Consider the following 11,602-nt stretch of genomic DNA (forward strand, 5'->3'; position numbering starts at 1 on the left):
TTGTTCCTCTCAGTTATTATTAGTTGTGTCAACAGTAATACTGCCTCCAGTTTCGGCACTGATATCACTGAGCGCGCCGATGCCCACATCGCCCGGTAGTACATTCTTTTTCTCGATTGGAATATCGTAGGCCACAGATGCGCCATAGCGGTGCGGGGCGTGCGGATCCTGGCGCAATTTATCCAGGGCCAGAACTCTGGTTCCAAGCGAGAACGCTTCGCGGATGTCGTGGGTAACCATGATTATAGTCAGAGAATATTCATTCCACAACCGCGTAATCAAAGCATGCATGTCCGACCGGATGCCCGGATCAAGCGCTCCGAAAGGTTCATCGAGCAACAGAATACGGGGTCGCTTGATCAGCGCCTGCGCGATCGCCAGACGCTGTTGCATACCACCGGACATCTGCGCCGGGTAGAGGTGCAGGCTGTCGCTCAGACCAACCGCCTCCAGCATCTCTTCCGCTTGCGCAACCGCTGTACGCCGCCGCGCCCCGAATAGCCGCGCGGTAAACGGTGCCTGGGCACATTCAAGGCCGAACAATATATTGCCGAGGACCGTCAGGTGAGAAAATACCGAGTAGCGTTGGAATACGACGCCGCGGTCCGGCCCGCATTCGGGATTCAGCGGTACATCGTCGAGCAGAATGGATCCGGTGGTCGGGGCTTCCTGTCCCAAAATTACCCGGAGCAGGCTGCTCTTGCCAGCCCCGGAAGGTCCGATGATCGAAACAAAAGAGCCTTCCTCAATCTCGAGGTTGATGCGCTCCAGAACCACCTTGTCGCCATATTCCACCCACAGGTTTCGCAAGCTGAGCACCGTGTTCAATGGCTTGTCCCGTGCGCCCAGGGAAACAGGCTGCGGCTGGAGCGGGCGAGGAGAAAGTCCATCGTCACTGCGATCAATGCGATCCATGCTACATAAGGGAGAATCACGTCCATCGCGAGATAGCGACGGACGAGAAATATGCGATATCCGAGACCAATATCGGATGCGATCGCCTCGGCAGAGATTAGGAATACCCAGGCCGGTCCCAGCGACAGGCGCACCGCCTGGATCAGCCGCGGCATCGCCTGGGGCAGCGCGACCCGAAGGATCAGTTGCCAGGTGCTTGCACCAAGCGTCTGCGCCTTGACGATCTGCTCTCTTGGCAAGCTTCCGATATGGGCAGCAATATCACGAATCATGAACGGCGCGATACCGATGACGATCAGCGCCACTTTGGAGGCCTCCCCCAAACCGAAGACGATGAACAATATGGGCAGCAAGGCAATCGGCGGGATGACCGCGATGCCTGTTACCAACATGCCGAAGGTCGCGCGGACCGGCGGGAGGATGCCGAGCAGCAGCCCTACCAGTAGTGCCGACAGGGTGGAAATTCCAAGCCCGAGTCCGAGACGCTGGAGACTGGCGAGCGTGTCCGCCCAGAAGAGTAACCGTCCTGTAAGCTGGTCGGGCTCGAATATCAGCCCCCACATAGCCTGAACCATGGCACCGGGCAGAGGGAGCAGTTTGTCGCTGGGATTGATCGCGTGCCGCTCGGCGGCCGCCAGCAGGTAGATCAATATCAGCAACAGGATCGGAACAGAGCCCAGAAGAAGATTATTGCTCCGGCTTATGCGGCGATTCACCCAGCGCATGATTCTCCTATCCCGATCATTCTGTTGCCATCTATCGACAGACTAAAGCGCCCCATCAACGGCCATTTGCATATATTGCTCGTCGAAACGCAAGGTGATGTTGTTTGCATCGCCCAGCGTTTTTCCACCCGGAAATGCCATGCCGATAGCGTCCGCCGACTGCGCGCCCTGTCCAAACAGCCCCTGCGAGAAGCTGAAGTCACGCACCCGCGTCATCGTCTCGATCAGCGCCTTGTCCGATGTGGCCGCGACTGCCGATTTGGGATCAGCATAAAGGAAAGTGGTTGCAAGCTGTTCCTCGAATAATTCCGGCGTCGTGCCGGCGAGTGCGGCCATCGCCGCTCGTGCCGCTTTGCCTTCTTCGTCCTGCTGTTGCATCAGCGCGGTCGTTTCGTACCAGATTCCGGCGAGCGCCTTGCCGAGCTTTGGATTGGCCTTGAGCGTTGCAGTGTCGACAACCAAGAGGTCGAGAATCTCGCCTGGAATATTGGCCGAACTAAACACCAGCTTCGCGCCTGGCGCCTGCTTCATAGTGGTCAGCTGTGGGTTCCACGCGACCGCAGCAGTCACATCCTTGGACAGGAATGCGCCAGCTATATCCGCATCCGAGGTATTGACGGTGCTGACATCGGTCATCGACAGGCCAACCGCATCCAGAGCGCGCGCCAGCAGGTAATGAGAAACCGAAAGCTCAACGAGATTGATTTTCCTGCCCTTGATCGCGTGAAGACTGTCGGCGTCTTTCAAAAGCACGCCGTCATTACCGTTCGAATAGTCGCCAACGATAATGGCACTGGTGTCCTTGCCACCTGCAGCAGGGATGGTGAGCGCATCCATATTGGCAACGGTGACACCGTCAAGCTGGCCAGCAGTATACTGGTTCACGGATTCGACATAGTCGTTGACCTGAACGATATTGATCTTGATTCCGTATTTATCTTCCCATTTCTTAACGATGCCGGCCTGTTCCGCATATGGCCAAGGCATCCAGCCGGCGTAGATAGACCAGCCGATATTGAATTCAGTGCGTGGCGCCTCCGTTTCCTTGGCCGTTGGCGAGCACGACGTTACAATCAGTGCACATGCCAGCATTGCCAATGCCCCCGCGCGACGTATCCCGTTGATCATGATTCGATTCCTTTCGCAGATGCAGCATTGCCGTAAAATGAGTCCGTGTCTATCTAAATTTATTACTATTGATATGTTTGGTAATATTCGTATGTTTGCCACATGCGGAGGCCGAATCATCATGTGATCCGGGCCATAAGCAGGACGTGGGAGGGTGTGCATCGAAAGCAGTCGGCAATCGCCGTACTGGAGCCTTTGTCAGGAGTATTCGATGCCGCAAGCGCGAACACACACGATCAATCCCACCTTGTCCGGCAACGGCAATCCCGATTTGGACTATAATCCCGCCGGGGTTCGCAATACCGATTCTGCTGTGCCGCTGAACCGCACCGAGCCGGTTTTGCACAATTATCACTGTGATGGTCCGGCTCCGGGCAAACTGGCCTTTCGCTGGACATATGGCTCCAACGTCGCGGTCAAGAACCGTGATCCACGGGTACAGGTCGTGCAATATAACGAGGACACGTTCGTTCTGCGGCAGAATGTCTGCGTCCACTGGGAAGCGCCCTTCACCTATCTGTTGTTCGGCAACAAGGGCGCCCTGCTGATCGACAGCGGTGCGACCGCCAATGCGCGACATTATCCCCTGCGGGACACGGTGGACAAGATCATTACTCGCTGGGGCCAGGCGCGCGGGCGTAGCAAGGTGCCGCTGACCATAGCCCTGACCTCGGGTGAAGATATCGCACAGAATCAGGGACTGGTTCAATTTTCGGATCGGCCGGACTCGACCATCGTACCGACAGCGCTTGATGTGATGAAGCAACATTACGGCTTTCGGGCAAGCTGGCCGTCGGGCACTGGTGCAATCGATCTTGGCGACCGGATAATCGAGGTAATTGCGACCCCCGGGACACATAAGGACGGGCTGACCTTCTATGATCCCTATTGCCGAATCCTGTTCACCGGCGATCTGCTTTTTCCCGGCAAGATCAATATCGGCAATGATCGTGATTATGTGTTTTCTTTGCAGCGGCTGAAAAAATTCGCGTCCGACCGCTCGCCCCAGTGGATTCTTGGCGGTCATGTCGAGATGATGTTTGTGCCGGGCAAATTCTATCCGCGTTTCGCGACCTACAAGCCTTATGAGCGCGTTCTGCAAATGGAGCCTGCCCATATCGATGAAGCGCTGCAATATGCGCGCGAGGTGCAGGGCAAGAAAACATTGCTCCTCCGGCCTGATTTTGCGCTGTTCAATGGAGTCAGCCCTGATCAGCGGACAAAAGTTTGGCCCGATGGCGTGCCCAACATCGACCCTCCCCGGCCATTCTAGAACAAAAGAGACAATTTATGGATCGTCGCACATTTCTTTCATATAACGCAGCGGTTGTCGCTGGCGCTACGCTTACGACCTTCAGTGAGGCAGCACTGGCTGCCCCGCGCCCTGGGCCGATCGATTTCAACAGTAACCTGCCCGCTCCCGGCAGCTTTCCGAAACGCTGGATATGCGGTTCACCATCCTGCATGGACAACAGCGATCCGCCGGTTCAGGTTCACTGGTACAACGCGCACACCGCGATATTGCGGCAGAACAAGGCGTACAGCTTTGAAGCCCCGTTCACCCCACTCTATTTCGGCAATGACCGGGTCCTGCTGCTCGACGAAGGCTTTACCCAGTTGCGCAATGACTGGGACCTGCGGGCGGTTGTCGACGAATGTATCGAGACATGGTGCGAGCAGAACGGCCGCGACCCCGCAAGCCTCGAGTTGCTGGTTGCCTTCAGCCATCTTCATGCAGATCACTATGCCGCGGTCAATCAGTTCGCCGACCGGCCGAACACACGCTATATGGGATTGACCCACGAGGAGATGGTCGGCTTCTGGGGCATGACCAACTATCCGGAGGAGCGCGTGACGCTTGATCTGGGGGGTCGTGAAATTCTGATCTGGGGTTCGCCCGGTCACGTGGTTTCGGAATTCGCTTATTATGACAGCTATACCCGGATTCTCTACACGGGCGACATGTTCTATCGCGGGCGCTGTTATATCACCTATTGGCAGCCCTGGTTCGACAGCATGAAGCGGCTGATCGAATTTGTTGATACGCATCCCGTCTCCCATGTGATGGGTTGCCACGTCGAGATCAGCAAGGACGACGAAGACTATCCCTACGGGCTCACCTATCAACCGAATGAGGCTCCGGTGGAGATGACTGTGCAGCAGCTGCGCGAGGCCTATGCCCACGCGCTGACAATCACCGAGCCCGGAATATATTTCACCGGCACCGTGTTTCTTTGCAACCAGACGCGCAGCACCACCACGATCGACACCAACCCCTATCGTTACACCTGAGCCAATATCGGCTTTTTGCAGGAGCATTTCCATGAACCGTTCAATTGCCTTGATGCTATTATTAACTGCGGCCTGTTCTCCTGAAGCGCCGCAACCTGCGGGCTTTACCGAAAAGGCATTGGACGTGCCCGGATTTGCCGATTTTCTGGTGGTTGACGGAGAGACGGTGTGGACAACCAATGATGGCCGGGTCGAGCAATGGTCAACGGCAGAAAAGCTCGCTTCAGTGACAATTCCCCGCCCGTGCGGAACGATGGCGGTAGCCTCCGGGTCGCTCTGGGTGGCAAATTGCGAAGATGCAAATCTCTACCGGATCAACATGGAGACCGCGGAAATCGAAACGATCATTCCAACCGGTATTGCCAACCCCAAGGGTGAAACCAACGTGGTCGCAGGCGCCGGATCAATCTGGGTCCCGAGCGACGCTGAAGGAAAAATCACCCGCATCGATCCGGAAACAAACACCGTGATCGCAACCGTCGAAGTTGTTGAAGGCACGTTTTTTCTTGCATTCGGATATGATGCATTATGGGCTGTCAGCAGCGACAAGCAATTGCTGCAGCGGATTGATCCGGAAACAAATTTGGTGACCGGTACGGTCGAACTTGGCAAACAGCCCGGTTTTCTGGCTGCTGGAGAAGGAGGAGTCTGGGTACAGGAGCAAGGAGACGGCACGGTTGCACGGGTAGACCCGGAAACTGTTACGCTTGCCGGCCGCACGAAAGTAGGCGACAGCTTGCTATATGGTGACATTGATGTGGGCGACGGCAAGGTCTGGCTGCGCACGACCGAGGATCAGACTTTTGTCGCAATCGACGCGAAGTCGATGGAAATCCTGTCACGCTCCGGTGCAGCCGCAGGTAGCGGCGCTCTTCGCTATACGCCAGACGGCATCTGGACCTCTGCACATGACGTGCAAACGCTTTCCTGGTGGACCGCCGGCGAGAGTGCACCGGAATAGCGACTCACGCTCGCCAACATCAGCCAGCCAGAATTCGATTCCCTTTTTTCCAGAGCTTTGGAAAAAGCGGAATCGAACGTTCCGGCGAGCCATGGAACAGTGTGAAAGAGCCCCGAGAAACGCTGGAAATACCGCGCTTTTCCGGCGTTTTACATTTTTATTGTGCACATGCGAACAAACCATGGTTATTACTCTTGACGCATTAGGTAATATCTATATCGTATGTGGTGTCGCCATTGAGAACGACGCCATATGGGGGAAGAAAACCTGAGGCATTAAGCCGATTTCCGGCTTGATAGGAGGTTTTCTATGGGTCGACCGTCAGATCGCGACACAATATCAGAAAATGCACCGGCCAGCGCCGCAGCCTCTTATTCAAGCACAATATCCGAACGCAATCCGAACGAGAGCCCGGTCAAGCGAACGGTGATCAACCTTATACCTCCCGCGACTCTGGTAGCCGTCGTCATGTTCTGGTGGTTTGCGCCGGCATCGGTGACCGAGAGTCCCTGGTCCATTGTAGTGGCCGGCCTTGCAATCAGCTTTTTTGTGTTGGGTCTGGAACAAGTGTTGGAACGCCACGAAGGCTGGCGTCTGACGCGCAAGGAATTCGCCACAGATCTTTTCTACCTGACCCTCCAATATACCGCGATCGGGTGGGCGACGGAGACGCTTGCGGACAAGCCGCTGGCCTCGTTCAAGGAATCGATCGGCATCAGCACCGAATGGGCGATGCAGATGCCGTTCCTGTTGCAGGTCGCCCTGGTGATCTTCCTGTATGAATTCGGCCAGTACTGGATGCACAGGCTGATGCACGACTGGTACCCGGCCTGGCTTACCCACGCGCCGCATCACCACATTACCCAGCTCAATGCCATGAAAGGGTCTGTCGGAAATCCGATCGAGCTGTTCCTGATCAGCCTCAGCGTCATTGCGATCTTCGATCTGGACACGGCTGCGCTGTTCTGCGGCTTCAATGTGCTCACCGTGGTGTCCACTTTTGCCCATGCCAATGTGCGCTCGGACCCGCCCTTGTTCTATTCCTATGTCTTCACCACCATCCGGCATCACAGCCTCCACCACACGGCGCTGAGCTACGAGGATACGCGGTGCAATTACGGCAATTCCCTGATCTTGCTCGACCGGATTTTCGGCACGTTTCGCGAAGGGGAATCCAAAGAGGTGGGTCAGGATGATCGCAAACGGCTGTCGATCTACGAACAGTTCATCTTCCCGTTCCAACCACTGATCAACAGATTCAAGGCCAGGCGCGGCAAACCATCGTCGGCCGATATTTAAGGAGGAGAAAGCGTAGAAAAGTAAGTTCGGGATCGCAAAAATCGGGCGGAATCATAACCGCAATTTCAGAATTGCCAGCTTGAAAGCCGAATAACGGTAAGCAGGCAACCTGGAAGATCCTCAAGACAAAGTCGCAGGATGAACGACGTACGTCTGGCCCGCGGGGGCATTTAAAATGAGGGATAAGAATAATGATAAAGGACGCAAGACTCAAGCTGGGCCTGCTTTCAGCAACAATGTTGACCAGCACTATCGTTGCCACACCTGTTTTCGCACAGGAAATGTCGGAGAATATGGCGGCAGACGATGCCGGTGCCGACAATATGATTATCGTTACCGCGACGCGGCGAGCGACAACACTCATGGAAACGCCCGTCAATATTTCGGTTGTCAGTGCCGAAGACCTTGAACGCAATCGGATCGACGACGTGCGCGATCTCGCAGATTTCACGCCCGGTTTGACGATTTCGGACACGGGCCCGGGCTCGACTGGTTCGATCGTCCTGCGTGGCCTCAATGCATCGGGCGTAGGCGATGCCGGTAACACCTATGATGACGCATTGGGCATCTATCTGGGCGAAGTGCCACTCTATTATGACTTCAAGCTAATCGATATCGAGCGCGTCGAGACGCTGCTCGGGCCGCAAGGGACGCTCTATGGGCTCGGTACATTGGCCGGCGCGATCCGTTACATTCCAAACCGCCCCAATGCAGCCGAGATCGAAGGAGAAGCGCACGGCCGCGTCTACGCCAAGTCTCACAGCGACTCCTTCGGTGTCCAGGTTGACGGTATGATCAACATTCCGATCGTGGAGGATCACGTCGCATTCCGTTCGGCCACGGGCTATTATTTCGATCCCGGCTTCATCGATTATACCACCTTGGTCAAAGAGCCGGGTGTATCGCTTCCGCAACCGGACGGTCCCGACAGCATCTCTGCCGACGGCTATGCAGCAAATCTCACCAGGGAGAAGGATCTCAATTACGAACGGACATTCACTACGCGCAACCAGTTGCTGCTACAGACCAGCGAAGACCTGAAGCTGATTCTTACCTACGCATATCAGCAGACAAAGACTGGGGGCGGGCAATCAAACAGTGCTGGCGTGCTCGGGACCGGGCGCTACGAGAATGCGAGCCGTTTCACTGAACCGGTCAAGCGCGATGCTCATCTGGTCAGTGCCGAAGTCAACGCCAATGTCGCGGATATCTTCGATATCGTCGCCACAGGCGCCTATACCGAAGTCAAATATCGGGGCGAAGGTGACGTAACCGACCTGCTGCTCGACCTTGATTACGATTATGAACTCTTCCCCGCTTTCGCAGCCTGGAATGAGTCAGATACCACACGCAAGCAGAAGAACGCGGAAATCCGCCTCGTGTCCAGACATGGTGGACCATTCAGCTGGGTGCTCGGCGGCTTTTACAACGAGAATGAATATCAGAGCGATTATGCCGAACATATACCAAACCACCCGTGGGTGGACGCGGTAAACAATCCGGAAGCGCTAGAATATGTCAGCTATGTTACCTCGAAAGTGACCGAGAAGGCGATCTTCGGAGAAGGCACGTTCGAGGTTACGCCTGAATGGCAGGTCACTGCCGGAGCGCGCTACTTCAAATATAGCTCCACGATCGCCGGCGCGGCCGCCCTGCCGGTGCTGGGAGACCCGCTCAGTCCATATGATCTGCCTGTCAACGGCGGAGATGCTGGGGAAGACGGCTGGGTGTGGAAACTCAACACTTCCTATAATTTCACCCCGGACCTGATGGCCTATTTCACCTACAGCAAGGGCTATCGTATTGGCGGTCCGAACCGTGTCGCACCTTGCCCGGCTAATATTACGCCCGGTCAGCAGATCATCTGTGCCCTGCCCGAAGAACTGCAATATGGACCGGATACGACCAAGAATATCGAACTTGGCATGCGGGCGCAATTGTTTGACGACATGTTGTCGTTCAACTTCAATGTCTTCCAGGTCAAATGGCAAGGGATTCAGGTGAATTCGTCTACGCTCTATGGCGCGACCGGTATCACCGTGAACGGCGGTTCAGCAGAGTCGAAAGGTTTCGAGACGTCGTTCCGGTTCAAGCCCACTCCTGAGCTGTCGATCCAGGGAACATATTCCTATACCGACGCCAAATTGACAGAGGACGTGCCCGGTATCATCACCATTCGCGAGACACCGGGTGACTATTCCAACCGGTTTGTTCAACTCGACGCTCTGGCAGGCGATCGCCTGCCCGGCTCGGCCAAGAACACAGCCAGCCTCGGTGTAACCTATGTCACGCCGGTTATGGATGGCGATCTGATCGCGAACTGGACTGCAACCTATCGCGGGAATGTCGTGTCCCGGATTGGTTGGGATCGCGCCTATGGAGACAAGATACCGAGCTATATCCTGAACCGCGCTTCGATCTCATATGACACCGAACGCTTCACTCTCGGCCTGTTTGTCGACAATGTTTTCGACAAATATGCAGTTGTCTCGGTCGCCAATGATCGCTCACGAATTGGCGTCAATGACGGTGTCGCCGTGCGCTTCTATCGTCAGGCCATCGTCAATCCGCGCACCGTCGGCCTCGAGGGACGGATCAAGTTCTGACCGTCTGCGTTCACGCATGAAGGGGAGAGGGCACCTGTCGGACACGACAGGTGCCCTTGCCATATTGGCGACAGGTTTCGCTTCGGGCCCACCGGCGCAGCGTCACTCTAGTCTATCGGGATGGAATGCTGCTCGAAAAAGATGCGTGCCGGCTGCAATGCCGCTTCGTGCGTGCGCCATTTGCCGACTCCGTCCGCATTGATGGGACGCCGAACCTGTGCGGCGCTGGGCGTCGCCACGGCCGCACTATTTTCGTGGAACGTCAGGCAGGATTCATTCCATTCGAGGTCACAATGTTCCAGCAGCAGCCGGGTCTGTCCTTCCTGATCCGCGACCAGCGCTTCGTAGGATAGCTGCAGCACCAGACCAGGAAACAACCTGTCCCACATCGCCATCAGCCGATCAAAGCGCTCATAATAGCGTGCCGTGTCGAGCAGATCGTATGAATAGGCGTAATATGCGGACTGGCTGGCGAAAAGATTCTTGTAGTTGCTCCAGACCGTATCCATCGGATTGCGGCGCAGACAGACGATTTTCGCATGCGGCAGCGCGCGTGCAATATGACCGATATAGAGAAAATTGGCCGGCAGCTTGTCTGTAAACCGTGCGGTACCTTCATGCCGATGGTGACCGGCCTGGGCGAGATAGAGGTCACCAATCTTGGCCGGATCAATGTCGCAACTTGCCATGACCGTCGCCGGATCAATGACGGTACGCGATGATGTGGCCGCCAGCCGCTTGACCGCAAGCGGCATGGCTTGCATTTCTCCCGCCGATTCCACATCGGGATGGGAAGAGAGAATTCGATCGACGAGCGTCGTTCCGGTGCGGGGCATTCCGACTATGAAGATCGGTGCTTTCTCGGGATTTCCTGCGCCGGGCAAGGCTTTACACCTGGGCTCAGTGAACAGGGTTTCGATCGCGTCGAAAATCGCGTCGTCCTGAGCGAAATCATATCGTAGCGAACGCTTGTGCTCGTCATTGGCAGCGGCAAGATAGGTGAATGCCTCAGGGTCGCCGATGTCTTCCAGTTCCTTTGCCAGCGCATAACGAATGCGCAGACCGTCACCCGGTTTTTGAGACTCGGAGAGAGCGGTTTTCAATCTGGATATATGGTTGACATCTGCAGTCTGGCGGGACGCGATAGCGAGGGCATAATGGGCCCGCGCATTGCCGGGATCTGCAGCGAGAATGGCCTCGTAATGAGTCAGGGCATCCTGAATCCGCCCGGTGAAGCTGCTCGCCGCCGCAAGATTGTAACGATAGTCGAGATTGTCCGGGTCGGCCGCAACCGCAGATCTGAAAGGCTCAACCGAACCCTCATGGTCTCCGAGCCGGGTGAAAACGCAGCCGATCGTATCGCATGTCCGCGCGTCGCCAGGCTTCATGGCCATCGCTTTTCGTGCGGCAGCAGCGGCTTCGCCGTCACGCCGCAGCAGGATCAGCAGCTTCGCCAGCTGTGCCAGATGTTCCGCCTCGGGTCCGCGCTCTACCGCAGCCTCGACAAGCGGTATGGCTTTGCCGATCTGACCGGCTTCGGCGGCAGCAATCCCCAGCAGGAAATAACCTGCAGGCTCATCCTCGTCCGCCGATATCATGGCTTTGGCAGCGGCCGCAGCAGCCGGTATATCGCCGCGCTTCAAGGCTTCCCTCGCTTGCGCTTCCGGCGTCAAGAC

The 11,602-nt window shown here is 56.2% G+C and carries 9 protein-coding genes; 5 read left to right on the forward strand and 4 right to left on the reverse strand.

What is annotated here, in order from left to right:
- Positions 1-9 precede the first annotated feature (9 nt).
- Genes AZE99_RS15560 through AZE99_RS15570 form a run of 3 tightly spaced genes read right to left on the reverse strand, consistent with a single transcriptional unit; the run spans position 10 to position 2,768 of the window.
- Positions 10-828 carry an ABC transporter ATP-binding protein gene (locus tag AZE99_RS15560; RefSeq protein ID WP_082788416.1) on the reverse strand — a complete coding sequence of 273 codons (819 nt, stop codon included), beginning with the start codon at positions 826-828 and terminating at the stop codon, positions 10-12.
- A complete protein-coding gene (locus AZE99_RS15565) occupies positions 825-1,640 on the reverse strand; it encodes an ABC transporter permease (RefSeq protein ID WP_067203026.1) in 816 nt (271 codons plus the stop codon). The genes AZE99_RS15560 and AZE99_RS15565 overlap by 4 nt, the downstream gene beginning before the upstream one ends.
- A gap of 42 nt (positions 1,641-1,682) precedes the next feature.
- A complete protein-coding gene (locus tag AZE99_RS15570) occupies positions 1,683-2,768 on the reverse strand; it encodes a putative urea ABC transporter substrate-binding protein (RefSeq protein WP_067203028.1) in 1,086 nt (361 codons plus the stop codon).
- Between the two features lie 211 nt (positions 2,769-2,979).
- Between AZE99_RS15570 and AZE99_RS15575 the strand changes: the two genes are divergently transcribed.
- The 5 genes from AZE99_RS15575 (at position 2,980) to AZE99_RS15600 (ending at position 9,926) form a co-directional block, all read left to right on the forward strand.
- Positions 2,980-4,041, forward strand: coding sequence for an MBL fold metallo-hydrolase (locus AZE99_RS15575; RefSeq protein ID WP_067203030.1), 1,062 nt, complete (start codon positions 2,980-2,982; stop codon positions 4,039-4,041).
- Positions 4,042-4,058: 17 nt separating this feature from the next.
- The gene (locus tag AZE99_RS15580) at positions 4,059-5,060 is read left to right on the forward strand and encodes an MBL fold metallo-hydrolase (RefSeq protein WP_067203031.1); all 1,002 of its coding nucleotides are present in this window, start codon (positions 4,059-4,061) and stop codon (positions 5,058-5,060) included.
- Between the two features lie 31 nt (positions 5,061-5,091).
- A complete protein-coding gene (locus AZE99_RS15585) occupies positions 5,092-6,021 on the forward strand; it encodes a Vgb family protein (protein ID WP_067203033.1) in 930 nt (309 codons plus the stop codon).
- A 309-nt stretch (positions 6,022-6,330) separates the two neighbouring features.
- A complete protein-coding gene (locus tag AZE99_RS15595; protein WP_082788417.1) occupies positions 6,331-7,320 on the forward strand; it encodes a sterol desaturase family protein in 990 nt (329 codons plus the stop codon).
- Positions 7,321-7,511: 191 nt separating this feature from the next.
- A complete protein-coding gene (locus AZE99_RS15600; RefSeq protein ID WP_067203037.1) occupies positions 7,512-9,926 on the forward strand; it encodes a TonB-dependent receptor in 2,415 nt (804 codons plus the stop codon).
- Between the two features lie 107 nt (positions 9,927-10,033).
- On the opposite strand, the gene AZE99_RS15605 is transcribed toward AZE99_RS15600, so the two are convergent.
- Positions 10,034-11,599, reverse strand: a complete 1,566-nt coding sequence (locus AZE99_RS15605) for a tetratricopeptide repeat-containing sulfotransferase family protein (RefSeq protein WP_067203038.1) — start codon at positions 11,597-11,599, stop codon at positions 10,034-10,036.
- Between the last annotated feature and the right edge of the window lie 3 nt (positions 11,600-11,602).

The organism is Sphingorhabdus sp. M41 (assembly GCF_001586275.1).
Classification (GTDB): Bacteria; Pseudomonadota; Alphaproteobacteria; order Sphingomonadales; family Sphingomonadaceae; genus Parasphingorhabdus.

What these genes read in the sequence shown, in the direction of transcription:
- AZE99_RS15600 (WP_067203037.1), top strand. Translation starts at nt 7,512, where the DNA reads ATGATAAAGGACGCAAGACTCAAGCTGGGCCTGCTTTCAGCAACAATG.
- AZE99_RS15570 (WP_067203028.1), bottom strand. Translation starts at nt 2,768, where the DNA reads ATGATCAACGGGATACGTCGCGCGGGGGCATTGGCAATGCTGGCATGT.
- AZE99_RS15595 (WP_082788417.1), top strand. Translation starts at nt 6,331, where the DNA reads ATGGGTCGACCGTCAGATCGCGACACAATATCAGAAAATGCACCGGCC.
- AZE99_RS15585 (WP_067203033.1), top strand. Translation starts at nt 5,092, where the DNA reads ATGAACCGTTCAATTGCCTTGATGCTATTATTAACTGCGGCCTGTTCT.
- AZE99_RS15580 (WP_067203031.1), top strand. Translation starts at nt 4,059, where the DNA reads ATGGATCGTCGCACATTTCTTTCATATAACGCAGCGGTTGTCGCTGGC.
- AZE99_RS15565 (WP_067203026.1), bottom strand. Translation starts at nt 1,640, where the DNA reads ATGCGCTGGGTGAATCGCCGCATAAGCCGGAGCAATAATCTTCTTCTG.
- AZE99_RS15575 (WP_067203030.1), top strand. Translation starts at nt 2,980, where the DNA reads ATGCCGCAAGCGCGAACACACACGATCAATCCCACCTTGTCCGGCAAC.